General features: G+C 51.1%; 17 protein-coding genes. 10 read left to right on the forward strand and 7 right to left on the reverse strand.

From position 1 onward, the window contains the following. Nucleotides 1-361: 361 nt before the first annotated feature. The 3 genes from GmarT_RS22220 to GmarT_RS22225 all read right to left on the reverse strand — a co-directional run bounded on the left by GmarT_RS22220 (nt 362) and on the right by GmarT_RS22225 (nt 2949). A complete protein-coding gene (locus GmarT_RS22220) occupies nt 362-1348 on the reverse strand; it encodes a DUF1559 domain-containing protein (RefSeq protein ID WP_044237271.1) in 987 nt (328 codons plus the stop codon). 297 nt (nt 1349-1645) lie between these two features. After that, the gene (locus tag GmarT_RS30260; protein ID WP_261337826.1) at nt 1646-1774 is read right to left on the reverse strand and encodes a hypothetical protein; all 129 of its coding nucleotides are present in this window, start codon (nt 1772-1774) and stop codon (nt 1646-1648) included. 188 nt (nt 1775-1962) lie between these two features. Continuing rightward, on the reverse strand, nt 1963-2949 hold the full coding sequence (locus GmarT_RS22225) for a DUF1559 domain-containing protein (protein ID WP_002645681.1): 987 nt from the start codon (nt 2947-2949) through the stop codon (nt 1963-1965). A 646-nt stretch (nt 2950-3595) separates the two neighbouring features. Here GmarT_RS22225 and GmarT_RS29595 point away from each other — a divergent pair. From GmarT_RS29595 to GmarT_RS22260, 8 genes are all read left to right on the forward strand, one after another. Then, on the forward strand, nt 3596-3733 hold the full coding sequence (locus GmarT_RS29595; RefSeq protein ID WP_155367800.1) for a hypothetical protein: 138 nt from the start codon (nt 3596-3598) through the stop codon (nt 3731-3733). 213 nt (nt 3734-3946) lie between these two features. After that, nucleotides 3947-4789 (forward strand): endonuclease/exonuclease/phosphatase family protein, encoded by an 843-nt coding sequence (locus GmarT_RS22230; RefSeq protein ID WP_002645678.1) that lies wholly within the window; start codon nt 3947-3949, stop codon nt 4787-4789. Nucleotides 4790-4837: 48 nt separating this feature from the next. Next, the gene (locus GmarT_RS22235; protein ID WP_002645677.1) at nt 4838-7297 is read left to right on the forward strand and encodes a c-type cytochrome; all 2460 of its coding nucleotides are present in this window, start codon (nt 4838-4840) and stop codon (nt 7295-7297) included. 23 nt (nt 7298-7320) lie between these two features. Next, a complete protein-coding gene (locus tag GmarT_RS22240) occupies nt 7321-8193 on the forward strand; it encodes an alpha/beta hydrolase family protein (protein WP_002645676.1) in 873 nt (290 codons plus the stop codon). Between the two features lie 74 nt (nt 8194-8267). Next, nucleotides 8268-9389, forward strand: coding sequence for a glycoside hydrolase family protein (locus GmarT_RS22245; protein WP_149303251.1), 1122 nt, complete (start codon nt 8268-8270; stop codon nt 9387-9389). A 91-nt stretch (nt 9390-9480) separates the two neighbouring features. Beyond that, the gene (gene yaaA, locus GmarT_RS22250; protein WP_002645673.1) at nt 9481-10272 is read left to right on the forward strand and encodes a peroxide stress protein YaaA; all 792 of its coding nucleotides are present in this window, start codon (nt 9481-9483) and stop codon (nt 10270-10272) included. Between the two features lie 24 nt (nt 10273-10296). Next, the gene (locus tag GmarT_RS22255; RefSeq protein ID WP_002645672.1) at nt 10297-11310 is read left to right on the forward strand and encodes a methyltransferase; all 1014 of its coding nucleotides are present in this window, start codon (nt 10297-10299) and stop codon (nt 11308-11310) included. A gap of 35 nt (nt 11311-11345) precedes the next feature. After that, nucleotides 11346-12353 (forward strand): methyltransferase, encoded by a 1008-nt coding sequence (locus GmarT_RS22260; RefSeq protein WP_002645671.1) that lies wholly within the window; start codon nt 11346-11348, stop codon nt 12351-12353. A gap of 16 nt (nt 12354-12369) precedes the next feature. On the opposite strand, the gene GmarT_RS22265 is transcribed toward GmarT_RS22260, so the two are convergent. The 4 genes from GmarT_RS22265 to GmarT_RS22280 all read right to left on the reverse strand — a co-directional run bounded on the left by GmarT_RS22265 (nt 12370) and on the right by GmarT_RS22280 (nt 18985). Beyond that, nucleotides 12370-13344: a transporter gene (locus GmarT_RS22265; protein WP_002645670.1), complete on the reverse strand. Its 975-nt coding sequence runs from the start codon at nt 13342-13344 to the stop codon at nt 12370-12372. 93 nt (nt 13345-13437) lie between these two features. Further along, complete coding sequence (locus GmarT_RS22270) at nt 13438-15075, reverse strand: TolC family protein (protein ID WP_002645669.1); 1638 nt, start codon at nt 15073-15075, stop codon at nt 13438-13440. Nucleotides 15076-15321: 246 nt separating this feature from the next. Beyond that, nucleotides 15322-16806: an HlyD family secretion protein gene (locus GmarT_RS22275; protein WP_198139404.1), complete on the reverse strand. Its 1485-nt coding sequence runs from the start codon at nt 16804-16806 to the stop codon at nt 15322-15324. Next, nucleotides 16796-18985 (reverse strand): peptidase domain-containing ABC transporter, encoded by a 2190-nt coding sequence (locus GmarT_RS22280; protein ID WP_002645667.1) that lies wholly within the window; start codon nt 18983-18985, stop codon nt 16796-16798. The genes GmarT_RS22275 and GmarT_RS22280 overlap by 11 nt, the downstream gene beginning before the upstream one ends. 432 nt (nt 18986-19417) lie before the next feature. On the opposite strand from GmarT_RS22280, the gene GmarT_RS22285 reads away from it, so the two are divergent. Further along, nucleotides 19418-20248, forward strand: coding sequence for a glycerophosphodiester phosphodiesterase (locus GmarT_RS22285; protein WP_002645666.1), 831 nt, complete (start codon nt 19418-19420; stop codon nt 20246-20248). Nucleotides 20249-20348: 100 nt separating this feature from the next. Next, a complete protein-coding gene (locus GmarT_RS22290; RefSeq protein ID WP_002645665.1) occupies nt 20349-20861 on the forward strand; it encodes a MarR family winged helix-turn-helix transcriptional regulator in 513 nt (170 codons plus the stop codon). The last annotated feature ends 123 nt before the right edge of the window (nt 20862-20984 follow it).

Genomic DNA, 20984 nt, shown 5'->3' on the forward strand with positions numbered 1-20984 from the left:
CAGCCTGATGTTTCAGGACTGCCAGTGAAATCGGACTCTTCTTTTCAGTAGTAGTTCATTACAAACTGGAATTCAGCCTGCCCGTTCTATCACTGGATCAGGGATCGGTGTATTCGGGAGTCGGAGTTGTGTCGCCAACCACACCTTCCTCTGGTTCGCCTGAGCAACCTGAAGTTGTCAGTGCGAGGCAGGTCAAACAAAACATACACAACAATATTTTTTTCATCACTTGTCTCTCCATTAATTGAATCTTATAGATCAAGTCGAGGAATAATTTTTCAGGACCTTTTCCGACTCAAGCTTGCGAGTCTTTCAGGATCATTGCTGTGAGATCATTCCGTCTAGTGATCTGCTTTCGCACTTAGAAGTTGTCGATCACCTCTCGACCAGAGCGGGTTCCCAATGCGTTTAAAATGGTCTGACTGATATTTTCAGAGATGAAGCGGCAGGAGCCATCGACCAGGCAGACTTGAACTCCGCCATCGTGATAACTTCGCATAGCGGCTATCTGAGTTCCATCGTTGGCCTCGGTACAGGGCATTTCTGTGGTGCTTGTGCATCTTCCCAGAATATCAGCTGTCTTGCTGTTCGGGGTGCGTGCAGCACTGAAAGCTGAGCCTCCCATTCCTGAATAAACCCAGGCGCCGCGGGCATCGGCAGTCACGTCATTCAGATAGGTTAATTCACCCACCAGAAATGTGTTGGTGGTTCCATCTTTGATATCCCGGATATTCACCGAGGAATTAATCGTAAACACGCCGCCGGTGGTATTGGCATAAGAAGCCGTCAGGTCACCTGAACCATAATTGGCACCATAGTTGGCACGCGACATGTGCTCCAGGGAACGAAAGGCAACATTACTGCGGCGATCCCAGGGATGACTGGGGCAGCGATAGGCAACAGGTGAGAAATGTCCAAAGATATTATTCATATTGTCCAGGGGGTCTTTTGCATTGAGAATGGGTGCCGCTTTCTCCCAGAGAGAACTCTGTTCCATTTGAGGCAGTATGTAGAGCAGCCAGTTTCCCCCCAGGCTTTGTCCACTGCCGCATTCCTGAAGCCCGGTCAGATTAGTCGGAGGACTCCCTGCACAGTCTCCGATCACTCCACCGGGAGGAAAGACGTTATGCGTATCATGGTAATTCTGCAGAGCGATACCCAACTGCTTCAGATTGTTTTTGCAGCTGCTGCGACGAGCCGCTTCTCGCGCCTGCTGTACGGCGGGTAACAGTAACGCGATCAAAATGGCGATGATGGCGATTACCACCAGAAGCTCAATTAAAGTAAATCCTCGACGTTTTTTAGAAGTCGGATTCACTGGCTTAACTAACGAGAGCAAGCGTAGCATCATATTCTCCTTCGAAAGTTGTAAAAAAAGATGACAGATAACATAGGTTTCTCAATGTTCTCAAAATCAGTCTTTTAAATGTGAACCACGGTCACGTCTGATGGATTAGACCTTGTGGATTCAACCCAGTACAAAACGTCAACCAGTTCATTCAGAGAAAATAAAATATAATTCCTGTGGTCAGCTTCACCGACAACCCTTTAACGGGAAGTCTGTCAGTAAGTATGAGAACATTGAGTTTATTTCGGGCACAGCGTGAGCCATTCCGGATTTAAAAATATAAAGCCAGTCCCTGTCTTAGGGATCGGTGTATTCAGGAGTGGGAGTCGTATCACCTGTCACACCTTCTTCTGGTTCTCCTGAGCAACCGGAGGTTGTCAGCGCCAGACAGGTCAAACAAAACAGGCATAACATTAATTTTTTCATCACTGGTCTCTCCGATAATTGAATCTTACAGAAAAAGCCGAGGAACGATTTTCTGATCATTCCCCGACTCAGGCTTGCGAGTTTTTCAGGATCAATCCTGAGAGCTGACTCTGCCTTCCGGAACCGTTCAGTCTCTTGAAAGAGACTTCATTCAACATCCAACTGCGGAAGGCAGACTTTTATCATGTCTAGAAATTATCGATCACTTCTCGACCGGCACGCGTTCCCAGTGCACTCCAGATTGTCTGGCTGATGTTTTCCGAAATGAATCGGCCGGAACCATCAACAAAGCAGACCTGCACACCGCCATCATGCATACTGCGGGCAGCGGCAATCTGGGTTCCATCGTTTCCTTCAGTACAGGGATATTCTGTAGAAGTACTGCAGCTGGCCAGAATGTCAGCAAGCGTACTGTTCGGACCACGTCCGGTACTGAAGGCAGATCCGCCCATACCAGAATAAACCCATGCACCACGGGCATCGGCGGTCACATCATTCGCGTAGATCAGTTCACTGACCAGCAGTGTGTTGGTCGTACCATCTTTGATATCACGAATACTTACTGAAGAGTTGGCTGTAAAAACGCCACCAGTGGTATTGGCATAAGAAGCGGTCAGATCACTTGCACCATAATTGGCACCATAGTTGGCACGCGACATATGCTCCAGAGCCCGGAATGCCACATTACTGCGACGGTCCCAGGGATGACTGGGGCAACGGTAGGCAGCAGGTGAAAAATGTCCAAAGACGTTATTCATGCTGTCCAACGGATGATTCGTATTCAGAATGGGAGCCGCTTTTTCCCATAAAGCACTTTGCTCCATTTGAGGCAGAATAAAAACCATCCAGTTCCCGCCGAGACTCTGTCCACTGCATTCCTGGCTGCCGGAAAGATTGGTGGGAGGTGTACCGGCACAGGTACCAATGACGCCACCGGGAGGAAAGACACCATGTGTGTCGTGATAGTTTTGTAATGCAATCCCCAACTGTTTGAGATTGTTTTTACAGCTGCTGCGACGGGCGGCTTCACGTGCCTGCTGCACAGCGGGTAACAGTAACGCAATCAAAATTGCGATGATGGCAATCACCACCAGAAGTTCAATCAAAGTAAATCCACGACGTGGTGCTGAATTCACAGCACGCGCACCGGCAAGGCGCGAAAAACGAAGAAGCATCAAGCATCCCCTAAATAAGGAAGAATGAAAAAAAATTGTTTCAGCGTTTCAAGGCACTTTGATGCCGGTGCAGGTCTTGACTGACCCAGGCTCGGGGGAAGAGGGCTTCGCGCTCCGAATTTTTGAGAATCTTACCGGTGGATTATTAAGATTACATGTTCGAAAAATGAAATCTTCTTCGCGACCGCTGCCGCTCGACTTCCAAATCAGATTCATCCAGAATCGATATCGAAACAAAGCGATCTGCTCCGGCACAATTTTTCTGTAGCAAGCAAGCAGAATCATACTTCGCATACAGACAAAATTCCCTGCTGACTCCGATCGGTTCTGAAACTTCAAAAGACAATCGATTTTCATCATTCGCTGCCAGCGTAAAAGTCTCTGATATATTTTGTCACAAATTCCGGAATCACTGAAATCGGGAAGATGCCCCTGTAAAGAGCACTGAGAATTAAAGGAATTCATACAATCCTGCATTCGACTATTTTTTAATTTCTGGTGCTTTCTCCTTTTTTTCGTGTAACGTTACTGGAAAATGAATTTATTGACAGTAGGTACTATATGAATACAATCCGATGCAATTCACTCGAGCTACCCGCTTCAGTCCCTGACAAGCAATATGTCCTGATATGGAAGGAATCTCGGAATGCACCCGCGACATGTGCTGCAAAACTGGCAATCGGTTCTCTTTGGAATCGGATTACCTGGAATGGGGATCGCATCCCAGATGTATCCCGAAACCATGCTGGATGCCGAAGTTCGAGGGCGAAGAAGGGTAATTTAAAATGTTCATGATCTGGGTCTGAGGCTGGACATTGGGAATCGTGGGGCTGAGCCTCGATGCCGTTTGTCTCTGGAGCAGCTTATTTACCGGATGATGAATGACAGCCGGAGATTGACGCAAGTCATCGGATTTCTCATAGTAAGAAGGAGACTTACCGCTCAAAATACTGAAGAGCCAGACATCCAGACATGATTCAGACAGGAGCCTGCCCGCATGCAGCATACCCTTATCTTCAAACCGATTCGCCTGGCTCCCGTGTTCTACCGGCTTGGCCTGCTCCTGTTTCTCAGCCTGATCACAGTAGAAGTTTCTGCAGATCAAAAGACGCAGACTTTGCGGGTGCTCTGCTACAACATCCATTATGGACAGGGAACGGATGGAAAATATGACATTTCCCGGCTGGCGCGAGTCATTCAAGAGACGAAGCCGGATCTGGTTGCCCTGCAGGAAGTAGATGTGGGCGTGAAACGCTCAAACCGCGTTCATGAAGCGCAACGTCTGGCAGAGCTCACAGGTCTGGCCGTCCGGTTTGGACCGACACAACACTACGAAGGAGGCCTGTTCGGGAACGCCGTCCTGACGCGACTCCCGATCCTGGATGTAATGATCCAGCCTCTGCCTTACACGGAAAGTACCCCCCAACTGGTAACCTACCCCCGTGGTGCCATCATCGTGACTGTCCGTGGTCAGAATGGAAAACCACTTCGATTTATCAGCACGCACTTTCAACATAATCTCCCGGCAGACCGGATCGAAGAAGCCAAAGCAATCAACGGGCATTTCACCTTAGACTCCGATATCCCCACAATCCTCGCCGGTGACATGAATGCCACTCCCGAGGCAGAACCGATTCAGATTCTCCAAAAACAGTGGACCAATGCCATCGATGACAAAGCCACCCCCTCGGCTCCTGCCACCAAACCCCGGTCGCGCATCGATTATATTTTTTATCGACCTGCTGCTGATTTTGAAGTGATTGAGACCAAAGTCATCGATGAGTCGCTGGCCTCGGATCATCGACCGATCTTTGCCATCTTGAAGTGGAAACAGAAATAAGTTCCTGAAAAACACCAACCTCAAGTAAAACAAGACGAAAGAAGTATCATGCGTCTGCCAGTTTACTGTATCCTGCTTCTGTTGTTCATGCCAACTCTTTTGAACGCAGTAGAGCCGCAGGCAACACCGGTCAGCTCGATTCGTGTTCAGCCCGGTTTTCAGGTTGAGTTACTTCGATCTGCTCAGAAAGACGAAAGTTCCTGGATCAGCATGACCTTTGATGATCGGGGCAGAATCATCCTGGGGCTCGATGATGTGGGTCTGGGACGAATCACGTTTAATGATGATCCAGCAAAAACCAGCTTCGAGAAGATCGATAAAACTTTCAAGCATCCGCGCGGCGTGCTGTATGCCCACCACAGTCTGTATGTGAGTGAGACGAATGGACAGGGCTTGCATCGCCTGAAAGATACCACGGGTGACGATCAGTTCGATCAGAGACAGCTCCTGAAAAAACTGGACTACCGCAGCCGCTTCGGGCACGGGCATAACCAGATCGTGCTCGGCCCGGATCAGAACATTTATCTGGTTGTCGGCAATGATGTCTCCTTTCCGGAAGGAGTCTCTCCCCAGTCACCATATCGCAATCCTCAGAATGATCACCTGCTGCCCAATCCGCACGACGCCGGTCAGGATAACCGTGTGGGCTACATTCTGAAAACCGATCCGGACGGCAAGACCTGGGAAATTGTCGCGGGCGGTTTTCGTAACCAGGTCGATATCGCATTTAATCCGGCAGGGGAGATGTTTACCTACGACGCGGATATGGAATGGGATATCGGACAGCCCTGGTACCGCCCGACCCGCATCAATCATATCATCCCCGGCGGAGAATATGGCTGGCGCTGGGGCACCGGTAAATGGCCCGAATACTACGCCGACAGCCTCCCCTCCACATTGAATACCGGCCTGGGTTCTCCAACCGGCATGGTATTCGGAACCGACAGCAGCTTCCCTCCGCGCTTCCAACAGGCGATGTATATCGCCGACTGGCAGAACGGCCGCATCCTGCTGGTCGACCTGATTCCCAGCGGAGCCACTTATTCCTGCCAGTACGAAGTCTTTCTGGAGGGAGGCCCGCTCAATGTCTGTGATATGCAGTTTGGCCCCGATGGTGCGCTGTACTTCATTACAGGCGGTCGCGGTTCCCAGTCTGGTCTGTACCGTGTGACGTCGTTGTCAGGTCAGAAAACAAAATCTAAGCCCCCCCAGATCAGCAAACAGGTTCTCAGGCAGGCAGCCACTGCCCGGCAGATCAGAAGAGACCTGGAACAATACCTCTCCAGACCGGTCCCCGAAATCGACACGCTCTGGAAGCATCTCAGTAGTGAGGATCGCTGGCTCCGTTTTACCGCGCGACGCGCCCTTGAAAACCAGGCTGTATCACGCTGGCGGACGCAGGCGATTACCGAAACCCATCCTACTGCTGCCATCGCCGGTCTGATCGCTTTAAGTCACCAGGGAACTGCCGAAGATCGGGACACCGTTCTGGCGGCTTTGAATCGTATCGACATGAGTTCGCTGGAACAGCAACAACTGCTGGCACTACTGCGAGCTTATCAGCTCTGCCTGATTCGACTCGGTTCTCCCACAGACGCCCAGGCGAGCGAACTGAAAAAGCGACTGAGCCCGCTTTATCCACATCTCAGCAGCAGTGTGAATCATCTGCTGGGCGAATTGCTGGTTTACTTGAACGACAGCCAGGTTATCCCGCAGACATTAACACTACTCACTGATACCTCAACACAGGAAGAGCAGATCAGAGCAGCGCGTACATTGACTTATGCAAAACAGTCCTGGACGAAGACTCAGCAGCGGCAGTTTCTCAGTTGGCTGGCTCATGCCCGCACTTTTACGGGCGGTAAGCAGCTTACCGAGCGACTGCGCGACATTCGCGAAGATTTCCTGAAAACACTCTCTGATCAGCAGCGAGAGCAGTTCAGTAAACAGATCGCCGAACTGGATAAGCCTCTCGTCGAAGAAGAACTGGTTCCCGCTCGCCCGGTCGTGCAGGAATGGACGCTCAGTGAACTGGAACCACATCTGGCTGCAGTTTCGTCAAAGAGGTCTTTCAAAAGTGCGCGGCAGGCGTTGCTGGCTGCGAACTGTCTGAAATGCCATCGCATCGGTTCGACCGGCGCCCAGGTCGGCCCCGATCTGACCACGGTCGGCAAACGCTTCGACAGCCGCGCGATACTGGAGTCGATTATCACTCCTTCCAAAGTCATGGACGAAAAATATCTCTATACCGTCTATGTTCTCACGAACGGAAAAATTGTGACCGGGCGTCCTGTTGGGGTCAGCAAGACCACCATCACTGTGGAAACCGATCCGATTCGCCAAACCACGGTCCCTGTTGTCCGGGAAGAAATTGAAGAATCCATCCTTTCCAAAACATCGCCGATGCCTGCCAATCTGATTGATGTCCTCACACGGGAAGAAATCCTGGATCTGCTGGCTTATCTCAAAGCGGGCGGAGATCCACAGGCAACCGCGTTTCAAAAGTAATCCACACAGGGTCAGATCTGAATATGCCAGTCAATCAATGGATGAAACTGTTCGTGCTGTTTTTGATGCTGGACGCCGTCGGCAGACTGTTCGCAGCAGAACCGGTCAACATTCACAGCATCCCCAATGATCTGCAGGTTCCCAAAGTCACACAAGAAAAGCCACAGGCGGGAAAACGGGTCTGGCAGCAGAATCCCGGGTTCGAACAGACCGAAATTACACACGCTCTCTATCTGCCTTCCGACTGGGTACCTGGTAAAAAATACCCGGTCATCATGGAGTACCCGGGGAATGGCGGCTATTCGAATGCTTTAAATGATGTCAGCCAAGGGAGAGTCCAAGACTGTAAACTGGGATTTGGCCTGTCCGCCGGCAAGGGGATGATCTGGGTCAGTCTGCCCTTCGTCGATCCCCGGACCGGCAAGCATACGATCAAGTGGTGGGGCGATCCGGACGCCACTGCGGACTACTGCCGCCAGACCGTCGCCCGCATCTGCAGAGAATTCGGTGGCGATCCTGAGTATGTGTTTCTCACCGGCTTCTCCCGGGGTGCGATCGCCTGCAATTATATCGGCCTGCGCGACGACGAAATCGCGGCTCTCTGGAAAGGCATGCTGCCTCACAGTCATTATGATGGCGTACGAAAATGGAATTACCCCGACTGTGATGCCGCTTCCGCCCGCCAGCGTCTGGCCCGTCTTGGTAGCCGGCGGCAATTCATCACACAGGAAAAGTCAACTCAAGCCACAGAAGTATATCTCAAGGACTCCGATCCCCACGGCCAGTTCACATTCATGGCGATCCCCTACCCCAATCATTCCGATAAATGGGTTCTGAAAGACATTCCCGAACGAGCCAGGGCCCGCCAATGGCTGACTGATTGTCTCAAAAACTGATCTCAATTTACTCTGATCCGGCATCGTGGTAGATTGGAATCTGATCTGCAACCAGTTCCAGAGGAAACAACAAAATGTCAAATCGACTGCTGAACTCCCTGTTAATATTGATGGTCGTCATTTCCGGCGTTTTTTCACCTTTAAAATCTGTTCAGGCCCAGGATGAACCACGACCGCATATCAAAATCCGTGGCATTTATGGCGGCGCGCCGACACAGTTGCTGGAACAGAATAAACAACTGCCCGAACTGGGTGTGAATGCGATCTTCATGGGTTCGGGAAGTTTAACTGATGAGCGCATTGCGCAGTTGAAAAAACAGGGCGCACAGGTCTTTGCCGAATTCAATACAATGCACGTTGCCAACTATCTTAAAGACCATCCGGACGCTGCCCCGATTGGCGTTGATGGAAAAGTCTGTCCAGCGCCGCAGGGCTGGCAGGGGATCTGCCCGACGCATCCTGGTTATCGCAAATATCGGATGGATGAGTTCCGCAGAGTACTCAAGGAGTATGAGATCGACGGCATCTGGCTCGATTATCACCACAGCCACGCCAGTTGGGAGCGCGCGGTTCCCGATATGCCTGACACCTGTTTTTGTAAACGGTGCCTGAATCAATTTCAGAAGGATACCAACACATCACTGCCTGATGTCCCCGCTTCGGAACTCTCGCAGATCCTGTTGGGAAAACGGAAAGCCGCCTGGGTAGCGTGGCGCTGCGATGTCTTTACCGACTGGGTCCGCGAATTCCGTTCGATCCTCAACGAAACGCGCCCCCAGGCGCTATTGGGAACCTTTCACTGTCCCTGGTCCGACACTGATTTCAATGGCGCACTCAAAAACAAACTCGCCATTGATCTCAAATCGCAGGCGAAGTACCTGGATGTTTTCAGCACCATGCCTTATCACGCCCGCTTCAATCACCCGCAAGATCCAGCCTGGATCTCACGTCAGACCACCTGGCTGGGACAATATCTGGACATCAAAGGTGAACCGGGAGAACGGCTCAAAATCTGGCCGATCGTCCAGCTTTCGGACTGGGGCGAATCAGTGCCCGTCGAACAGGTGCATTCTGTTCTGGACCATGGCACCCGTCTGCCTGCGACCGGCGTGATGGTCTTTCGCTGGGGTTCACTCCATCCACAAACGGACAAAGTGGACGCGATGATCGAGTACTATCGTGCGATCAAACCATAGGCGAGGGGATTTGTATTCGTTGACAATCTGAAAGGCGCGATCTATAACCGAAACGAATCCCCCTCACAACGTTTAAGGATATATCGCGACCATGCTGACTGTTCTCTCACCTGCCAAATCACTGAATCTGGAACCGCAAAAGCAGACATCGAAATTCTCGACTCCTGAATTTCTGGATGAAGCGGAAACACTCGTTAAAAAACTGCGACGGATGTCGAAGAAGTCGTTGCGGGAACTGATGGGGATCAGTGAGGATCTGGCGGAGTTGAATCACGAACGCTTCAATCAATGGGCACGCCCCTTCTCCACAGAGAATGCCAAACAGGCGGCCCTGATGTTTAATGGTGACGTTTACCAGGGTTTACAGGCGGAACAGTTCAAAGCCCGCGATCTCGCCTTTGCCCAGGATCACCTGCGGATACTTTCGGGACTCTATGGCGTACTGCGCCCATTGGACCTGATGCAGGCCTATCGTCTCGAAATGGGAACCAGCCTCTCCACCCGCAGCGGGAATTCCCTGTATGACTTCTGGGGGGAGAAAATCACACGTTCCCTCAATCAAGAACTGGAAACACACAAACATCAGGAACTGATCAACCTGGCGTCAAATGAATACTTCAAATCGGTGAAACCCCGGCTGCTCTCAGGCCCGGTCATTACACCAGTTTTCAAAGAAATCAAGGATGGCAAATCGCGAACCATCGCCTTATTCGCAAAACAGGCCCGGGGACGGATGGCGGCCTGGATCATTCAAAATCGGATTGACCAGCCCGATCAACTGAGCGATTTCAATCTGGACGGTTATGAATTTCAAGCGGATGAATCGACGTCCGCCAAATTGACTTTCTCCCGCCCGCAGCCGCCACCGGTCGGAAAAAAATAACCTCACTTTTTAAAGATAAAACCAATGAAAGAAAATGCGCTCCCACAACAACTCGACCAGATGATTACCGGTTACTGGGTCTCCCAAAGTATTTATGCCGCCGCGAAACTGGGAATTGCCGATCTACTGGTTGCCGGCCCTCAAACAGCCGAACTGCTCGCTGACGCGACAAAAACAAATTGTGGTGCTCTCTATCGCCTGTTACGCGCCCTGGCGAGTGTCGGTATTTTTGCTGAGAACGCACAACGTGAATTCGCGCTCACACCGATGGCGGAATTTCTACGAAGCGATGTCCCCGGTTCCAAACGCGCACTGGCTTTGATGAGTGGTGATGAACAGTTCCAGGCCTGGAGCGAGATCCTGTACAGTATCCAGACCGGAAAAACTTCGTTCGATAAAGTATTTGAAAAACCGATCTTCGAATACCTGTCTGACAACCCGGACAAAGGACAGATTTTTGACCAGGCGATGACGGGCATTCATGGAAGAGAAACCGGCGATATCATGAACGCCTATGATTTCTCCGGAATAAACACCCTGATGGATGTCGGCGGGGGAAACGGCTCCAACATCGTCAATCTTCTGCAGAACTACCCGGAGATGAAAGGGATCCTGTTCGACTTACCGCAGGTCGTGGAACGGGCAGAGCCTCATATCGAACAGGCGGGTTTGACAGACCGCTGCCAGTTAATCGGAGGCAGCTTCTTTGAATCCGTCCCCGCAGGCGCTGATACCATTTTTCTGCGACACATCATCCATGACTGGGATGATGAGAAATCGCTTACAATTCTGCGTCATTGCCATGCCGTGATGTCAGAGAACAGCAGACTGCTGGTTGTGGAAAGCGTGATCCCCGAGGGGAATGATCCTTTTCCCGGCAAGTTCCTGGACCTGGTGATGCTGATGATTCCCGGCGGCAAGGAACGCACGGCTGAAGAATATGAGGCACTTTTCGAACAGGCAGGCTTTGAACTCACACGTATCATCCCCACCGAGTCCGAACTGAGCATCATTGAAGGAACCAAGCGCCTGCCCTGATGAACCGAAGCATTCACACACGAAAGTGAAACGACATGCCAGAGAAAACAACGCATCAGCAAGTGGAGGAATTGATTACCGGCTACTGGAAATCGCAGAGTATTTATGCCGCTGCGAAACTGGGAATTGCGGATCTGCTGATCACGGGCCCTCAGACTCCTGAGCAACTGGCGGCTGCCACCAATACTGATGCCAGTGCCCTCTATCGCCTGTTACGCGCTTTGGCCAGTATCGGTATCTTTGAAGAAAATGAAGCGGGGGAATTCGCTTTAACCCCGCTGGCAGAACCATTACGCACTGACGACCCCGAGTCAAAGCAGGCGTTAGCCATCATGAACGGCGAAGACCAGTTTCGCCCCTGGTGCGAAATCATTTATAGTCTTCAAACCGGAAAGCCGGCGTACGACAACATCTGGGGGAAGTCGATTTTTGAATTTCTGTCTGAGCATCCGGAGAAAGCACGCATCTTTGACAAGGCGATGATCGGCATCCATGGTCGCGGCACCGATGCCGCAATCAAAGCGTACGATTTTGCAGACATCAAAGTACTGGCGGATGTCGGGGGCGGCAATGGTTCAAATCTGATCAGCATCCTCCAGGCCTGTCCGAACCTGAAGGGCGTTCTCTTTGATCTGCCTCATGTCGTTGATAATGCCCAGGAGCAATTCGACCAGGCAGGTCTGACCGACCGCTGTGATCTCGTCGGTGGTGACTTCTTTCAGTCAGTGCCAGCCGGAGCAGACGCGTATCTCCTGCGACATATCATCCACGACTGGAATGACGAGAAATCACTTCAGATTCTCAAGAACTGTCATGCAGCACTGCCCGTGAACGGAAAACTGCTGGTGATGGAAAGTGTGATCGATCCGGGCAACGATCCATTCGCGGGCAAATTCGTCGACCTGGTAATGCTGCTGGTGACAGGTGGTAAGGAACGCACGGCTGAAGAATTTCAGCTACTCTACGATCAGGCGGGCTTCGAACTGACACGCATTCTACCGACCCAATCGGAACTGAGTATCATTGAAGGAATCAAACGCTGAATCCCCTGTCGTCTTTTCAGGGAAAACGAATTGAGCAGCCCGCGCCGACAAAGTATGCATCTGCTGCGTCATTCAAACCTACGCCCGCACTCATGTCGAGCTGCAGGTTGTTGTTGATCAGGTACGTGAGGCCGGCATCAAAATAGTGTTCGGTGCGCGCCGTACGGGCACCGCTGGGAATCAATACAAACCATTCGGTAAAGGCTCCCAGTTTCTCAGTCAGGGTATAACCCACCGAACAGGATTGTGCGATTTCAAGAAAGGATTCGCCGGAATCATCGATATCGCCATAACCCTGTGTAGCGGCCGCGACGTTCACAAAATCATTGAGGGTCCAGGCATAGACCAGATCAATGCCCGCTTCCACCTGATTCGCAGTAAACGCAGTACTTCCTGTCGGTACGCTCATCGAAGTAATCAAAGCCATTTCAGGCAGAATACCCTGCTGGGGAGTCAGCGAGAACTGCAGCGCCAGTCCCAGATCCTGGCTCCCGAAAGTCGTATTCTGATAGAATCCCGCATCGGTACTCTGTTCCAGAGGAGCAAACGACAACCGAAATTCCATCCAGTCAGCCACAATCCCCCGGCGAAACAGGAATTCACCGAATGACTGGTATTTGACATCCGCTCCCGCTTCCTTACTGTCCAGATAGGTATAACCGAATTCAAGTTGAGTCACGCCTTTCCCTACCGTCACAGAAGTGGATGTAAAGTTCGGCCGGTCGGTCTGCAGAGGTTGATCAAGCTGCGGCCCTCCGTGACAGCCAGAGCTGCCTTTCCACTGAAACAGGGTGCCACACTCTGGTGATAAATTAAGAATCCGATCACGAGAGGCTGCATATTCCACCTCGGGAGTTTCGCCCCATTCTGATGCAAGCAGACTCTGCTCAAACAAAACTGGCCCGCGGTCTGCACTCACTAAACGGGGGCAACTGATTATGGAACAGAGTGTCAGCAGGAAGAGCAGGCTGCGAATCCGATGTTGCATCATCGTAGTGGCTCTCTGTTGATTCTTTCATTGAAAAAGTCTACGACTAAAAGGTCTACGACCTGGTATTGTCTGCCATTTTCAGGTCAGAGACGCTCACTCGCCTTGAGAGATTGGAAGCTGATCTTCTGCCAGCGCTGCCCGGTAATCTGCCTGTTCTCTGAAATACAGCAGTTTTGCATCGACTGCTTTTTCTGCAGACTCAACGGCATATTGTTCGCGCAAAGTCACTTTTAACAGATCGGATAATCCTTCTTCGAAGTTGCGTCGTTCCCGGCGTGCCAGGTCTTCTGCATAACCCACGGCCTGCTCGGCCTGTCTGGCCTGTTTGTAAGCACCGATTAAGCCGGCATAGGCGTACTCGACTTCAGCAACAATTTTCTCTTCGGTTAATTTTCGCTTGGCATTCAGCTGAGAGATCTTGCCGCTGACCGACTGGATCTTCCCGCGTGCTTTGCGACGTTCAATGGGAACTTCCACATAGAGCATTGCATCGAGTTGAAAGGGACCTTTATCATTCTTGGGATCTGTCTGATAACCGATATCCTGGGCGGCTGCCATCACTAAATCCACATCGGGCAGGCAGTCGTTCATGGCCTCTGAGTGATCGATATCCAACTGGCGTCGTAATAATTCAAGTGCGTAAATTTCCGGTCGCCGTTCGAGGGCCAATGCAGCATCGTACTCGACCCGTGATGCATCGATCTCCCTCATTTCCGGGAATTCGGGAATCTGATCGGGCCCCGGTATCAGCGGTTCACCACTGGCATCGCGATAATACAATGAGAGTTTGACGGCTGCCTGTTGCAGCTTTCGTTCGGCAAAGGCACGCTTCCCTGAACGCTCAGCAACCAGCCGCAAATTATCGGTTAACTCCGGTGGATCAAGAAATCCATTTTCAACCTGACTTCGAATCCGATCCGTCCGCGCTTCAGCCAGCTTGAGTATCCGATCCGCTATCACCAGCTTGGCACCCGCAGCGACCCAGTCCCAATAGGCATACGTGCCTTCCTGAACGAAGCCGATCAGCTGTGCCTGAATGTCCGGTTCAACAGCATCTACGCCAAATGTCGAACGCCATAACGCAGCCCGTCGGGCATCAATGTCTCGATTGCGGGAGAGTGGTACCGAAAAACCAGCTTTAAACTCCCCTGCTTCATTGGTCTGCCTCTCCTTATACCAGGGCTGAAAATTTCCGCGACCAATTTTATAACCTGCAAAGAGTTCCCCTCCCTGATACAACGGCTGCACCAGTCCGATATTCTGGCGATAAGTTTTGTAATACCCCATCGGCCCGTTTTCCGTCGCTGCTTTGAATTTACGGTCAAATTCTCCTAATGTCTGCAAACGCTCACCAGAAGCAACTTCACGTGAATCAATGGCGGCATCCAGCAAGGGATAGCTTTGATAAACCGAGTAAATCACTTCTTCCAGATCCAGTCCATGCCGGCTGGGCTCAAAGTTTTCGCCTGGCAACGGAGGAATGTTCGGAATAGCAAATGTTTCTTGATCGATCGTTTCAGAAGATACGAGCGACACCTGATCTGAAGGTGTGGATGGTTGATTCTGATTCTCGTCTGTCTGCTCTGCTCGCTCGTCATGAAACAACGCCGATTGAAGTTCAGTCGGTTCAACGGTTTCAGAAAAAGTAGCATCAACCGTAATCCGCGCAACAGCAGATGTCATTTCCGGCTGTGACACATTCTGTTTTGTGCCTGCACATCCGAATGCCATGGTTGCGGAGATCAAGGGTATAAAAGCTCTTAACATTACGGAATCACTCTACTGGCCTGCTTCACCAGCAACCTGAATTATCAATACAGTTATTACAATCGGTACAAACCGCTCTGTATTAGAATTCGGCATAAGGGAATCAGGGTATTAATAGAGAGTCAGAACACGCTAAGCGTTATCACAGAAATTCTCTACTTTTCCGTAACAAACGACGAAGGCCGCAAACTGCACCCAGCCCTCCCATTTTTACTTGGGCAGCTTGGGAGGCTTGCTCTTGTTGTTTTTCTGACCTGGCTCGTTGATTGAGACGACCGGAGGGAAGCCATTGAGTTTTCGCCAGACTTCATACCAGAGAGGCACGCGATTCAGCAGAACCCAGGCATTCGCACGTACTCCCTGCCTGAGAAACCGCTCCTGAGGCCAAGGTTCATCTGAGGGATCGGGACGAACCAGAATACGAAACTTTCCGTTTCCGTTGTCAGTCGCATCAACGGAAACAACCGTTCCACCAAAGGTCCCGACGGCCACCGAAGGCCAACCGGCAAACTGAACGGCCGGCCATCCTTCAAACTGCAGCCTTACAGGTCGACCGGGTTCAACCAGTGGTGCGTCATTCCCATCGAGCCAGACTTGAACAGATCGTTCAGTTGTATAAGGCACGATCGTACAAATGGGGTCACCTTCTTTCAGAATACCGGTTCCCAGATTCGGGGTAATCTGAACTATGTAGCCATCAAAGGGGGCTTTGATCACCTGGGTCTCCTGGCGTGCCACTTTAACCCGCATATCGAGTAGTTCTTTTTCAGCTTTATTCAACCCCTGTTGCGCCTTGGCAACATCGCTTTCAGCTTTGGAGACATCCCCGTTAGCTTTTCGCAGCAGTGCCCTCGTTTTATCGATATCGGCCTGCGCTTTTTCAATTTTTGCTTTTCGCTCACTCTGCTTGCCGGACAATTCATCCTGGGCAGCCCCGTAATAAAATTCGGCCCCCTTGGCTTTACTGGATGCTTCTTTCAGCTTCCGATTCACTTCCTGTAATTTCTGCAGCGAGATATTGTTCTCAGCCTGCAGTGTTTTCATTCGATTATACTCAGCCTGCAATTGCGGTAATGCAGCTTCATATTCCACCAGTTTCTGGTTTTCGGCTTTCACTTTTTTTACAGCCATTTCGATATAGGCATCCTGGGCGGCAATCGTCTCCCGCTTGACTGTTTCATAAGCCTGAACTTGTGCCTGATATGATTCTACGATCGTCTTCGCTGCGTCAAGGGCGCGTTGACTCGCTTCCAGTTGCTGACCGGCTGCTGTCACTGACTGCTGGCTGTTCATCAACTGCAGATCCAGACGCGCTGCATACGATTCGTCCAAATCACTGATTTTAGCAATCACCTGTCCCTGATCGACGCGGGCATTTTCAAAGATCTGATCTCCCCAGCTGGCAATCCGCCCTTTAATCGGTGCCTGAATGACCTGTTGACGCTGATCAGGTGCGTACGCCAGCACATTGCCGGTCCCCGTCACAGATTGCTGCCAGGGAGCAAACACCATCAAGACAATCGTTAACAGTAGAGCCACAAAGAGAACTCGGGCGATCTTACGTACCGTCTTTGATGATCTTGCCAGCCTTAAGGCCGGCATACTCGATTCACTGTAAGCCACGGGCACCAGCATTGACCAGCGCTGATGCTCCGTCTGGGATGCAGGTAGATCCAGTTGCTGTTTAGCTGGCATGGTTTTCTCCTTCATCAGAACTGACAGCATGTGCTCCCAATTCGTGAATCGCAGTTCCGGCTTCTGCCAGACTGAGTCGCCCGGTGACCATGATCAATGTCCAGAGACGATCAGAATCAACCAGCATTTGCATCAACTGCTCTGCCTCACGATCAGGAAATGCATCAATCAACCCGTCAATCAGTAATAACCGGGGGCGGCCGACAATGGCACGGGCCAGCATCAATTTGCGTGCCTGATTGGGTGTCAGCGGGTATCCGGTCTCCACGAGATGGGTATTCAGCGCATCGGGGAGTCGCAGGATTTCGTCCGTCAGCCCCACGAGTTCCAGCGCTTCCCGTACATCACTCGTGGAAACATGGGTACGTTCCAGATGCACGTTCTCTTCCAGCGATCCGGAAAATATTTCAATATCCCTCACCAGCGCCACATGTTTCCTGAGGGCGTCGGGGCGCAGATCGCGAGGATCAATTCCATTGATGGAAACGTGTCCCTCGGCAGGCATGCGTGATCCGAAAAGCAGATCCAGAAGCTGACTTTTGCCAGTTCCACTGGGGCCCATCAACATTAATCGCGCACCGCTTTCCACTGTCAGGCTGATTGGCTCAGTATGAGAATCATGTTGGTGCGTCGCACAACTGACATTGCTGACAATCACCTCAGCGGGTTGATGATGCGGTATTTTGAGCAGTCCATCCTGACGCTCCATAGGCAGATCAAATAAGATCCCCAGTTTGTCAACCGAAGCCAGCAGATCATAATAGCTCTGCAAGTGTTTGCCCAACTTGGCGAACGAGCCTACGATGACCGTCACGATCAACTCAGCTGCCACCAGCTGCCCAAGCGTCAACTGCCCTGAAATGACAAGCCAGCCCCCTAAACCCAGCAAAGCCGTACTGGCAACTGCCTGCATTCCCAGCGCAAAAATAATCTGTCGCATTACAATTCGGAAATGTTTTTTACGCGCACTGAGATATTCAAATGTTAAATGGTCTGCCTGATCCAGTGCAAATTCGGCTGCTCCCCGATAACGAAAGGCTGTTCCGCAACTGATCAGATCTTCCAGCCAGGCTGCGACTTTATACTTTGCCTTGGACTCTTTAATACTGCTGTTAACGGCCCCCCGTCCCAGTACGAAGATCACAAACGCAATCAACGCCAGCAGCACAATATCGAACCCCAGCAACCAGGGATGATAGAAAGCCAGAACGGTCATACCAATCAAGGTACTCAGTACCAGAGAAATCCCGTCCAGCAGAAGAGAGGCCGTCGCTTTTTGAACTGTCAGGACATCAAAAAAGCGGTTGACCAGTTCTCGCCCCGATTGACCATCCAGAGCAGCAGGAACTACGCGAGGCAGTCGAAATGAAAGATCTGCAGACACGCGCGCGAACAGGCGCCGTTGGATTATTTCTGCAACATAGATCTGCAATCCCAGCAAAGCCGCGGAGAAGGAAAGAAAAGCCAGCAGCATTAATGCCAGAATGATGACTGGTTGAAGCAACCGACCGAAGGCCACCGTATTGACCAGCGTCTCAACAGCCAGCGGTGTCGCCAGTGTCAGTAACCCTGTGACCAGCGCGAAAACCATAATGATCCAGATATCAGAAAATTCTGGTTTCAACAATTGCAACACACGATCAAGCGGGCGATGAGCGTGGGCATCTCCCGAAGCAGAATGTGCGGCAATGAGTTCAGGCTCGACGACCAGGCACCTTACCACATCCTCACGATTTGAAACCTCTAATACTGACCGCATCCTGCGAGCGCTGATCCAGATCCGAGTGCGATCCCGCTGTGGTTGCAGAATCTGGAACCGTCGGCGTTTTGTCGAGAGGATCGCAGTCCAGCGATGATCATCCCCGACACGCGTAATGATTCGCCCTCCCTCACTGGTGATTGCAACCAGTTCATGGAAGGTACAGTCCATCACTTTGTACTTGAGCTCTAAACTGCGACTCGCTTCGACTAACCAGTTCCACCAGTCGTCGTCTGTTTCCGATGATCTGGCAGACGCTGCTTCGATCAGTGCACGCCGAACGCGTGAACGATCAGCCGAATGACCATCATCAACGGCCAGATGCTCAAACAGCCAGGCAGCTGCCTTAATATCGGATTGTACCGACTTCGTATCAGCGTCTGCTGAATTATCCGCATTGTCAGGTGGTGTTGTAGACATCAGGAGTTCGTAAGTGCAAAATTATTAAGGAGGTTACAACTTTGATTCCTCTATAGAACCAGGCAGCTATCCAAGAAATGGGGAGGGAGAATTCCAAATTAAACTATATGCTCAGCAGTTTGCAGTAATAAAAACTGAACACACGACAACCTTCACGCGAAGCAGCTTCTCTTTTTCTATCGACTATTCCCTGTACGATATGACATAAAAGTTCCCGACAACACTGTAGTTAAGCGCATTCTCGCCCCATTTTAGACAGCCCAGGCCGGGAGACAATCAATGATCTCGGATTATCAGAACAATTTCGATTACTCATTCCACAAGGTCTGATTTACCCCGACAATGATTGAACAACCGTGTCTGGGCCAGTACTCTGATTAAATCAAGCTGATTGAAATCACCGATGACAGTCCACATTGAAAGCAACCTGGCATGAAACGATATTTCCCGTTTTTAATTCTGATCATCGCAGTTGCCTGCTTACCTGTCGACGTTCGTTCTGCAACTGCAGGAGAACCTCTGATCGTCGCCCATCGCGGTTTACTCAGAGTGGCCCCGGAAAATACGCTGGCGAATTTCCGAGCCTGCCTGGAGCTGCGACTGGGGTTTGAGTTTGATGTACAACGCAGTAAGGACGGTCATCTGGTCTGTATTCATGACAGTACCCTCAATCGAACCACCAATGGTTCCGGGAAAGTCGCCGAGCTGACACTGGCGGAAATCAGACAGCTGGATGCCGGCAGCTGGTTCGATCCTCGTTTTCAAGGAGAACGGGTTCCCACAGTCGAGGAAGTGCTGCAACTCGCTGCGCAATATCGACAGCATGAGATCCTGATCGCCGTCGACTTCAAAGACCCTGGCGTCGAACAGGAGGTTGTCGAACTCGCGAAAAAACAGGGAATTCTCAAACGACTTATTTTTATCGGGCGAACGATTCAAAATCCCCTGGTCAGAAAAAATATCAAGGCTGCCTCCCTGGCAGCGGAAACGGCGGCGGTCGCCAACAACATGGCTGAATTTTCCGCAGCGCTGTCAGAACCAGATGCAGACTGGGTTTATGTGCGGTACCTTCCCACCCGGTCAGAAATGCAACAGGTACAAGCTGCCGGTAAGAAGTCATTCATCGCCGGTTCCTCCGTCAGTGGAAATGTTCCACAAAACTGGCAGCAGGCAACCGCTGCCGGCATTGATGCCATTCTGACTGACTATCCACTCGCTTTACGCGCCCTGCAGCAACAGAGTCAATTGAAATCTGACGATTGAATTTACAACTGGTTGAAAAACAATATTATGTATGCATAATATCTCCCAGGGGTCGTCTGCGCTTTGTTTTTATCCACCTGCTACTTACATCGAGAATCTTATGTCACCTCTCAGTCTTGAGGATCAGGTCATTGTCGCGTTGCGACGAATCACACGCGCGATTGATTTACACTCCAGGGGCCTGATGCAGGAAATCGGACTGACAGCGCCTCAGCTGGCCTCGCTGCAGACGATCGCACGAATGCAACCCATTACCGTAGGTGCCCTGGCGAAATCGATTCATCTCAGCCAGGCAACACTCACCGGGATCTTAAGTCGACTGGAATCCCGAAACCTGGTTTCCCGGGGTCGTCGAGGACAGGATAAGCGGACGGTCGTCGTCGAATTGACCGAAGAGGGGCAGGCGATGATTAAAAATGCCCCCTCCTTATTACAGGACCGTTTTCACCGCGAACTGCTGCTGCTGCAGGAATGGGAACAGACTCAGATGCTTTCCACCCTGCAACGTATCGCATCCATGATGGATGCCGAAGACATCGATGCCTCTCCCGTACTGTCTGCAGGTGAAGTTTCGACTCCTGCAGAACATGATGCCCGATACCTGAACGAATAGACCTGCTTCGTTACCCGAACCTCAATCGACAAAGATCCGGGCAAAAAAAGCGAAAATACTGCAATACATACGAACAGACTCTATTTCCTGCTGCATTCTGACAATAAGCCTGCTCAGCTCAGC

It is taken from the genome of Gimesia maris (assembly GCF_008298035.1).
Classification (GTDB): Bacteria; Planctomycetota; Planctomycetia; order Planctomycetales; family Planctomycetaceae; genus Gimesia; species Gimesia maris.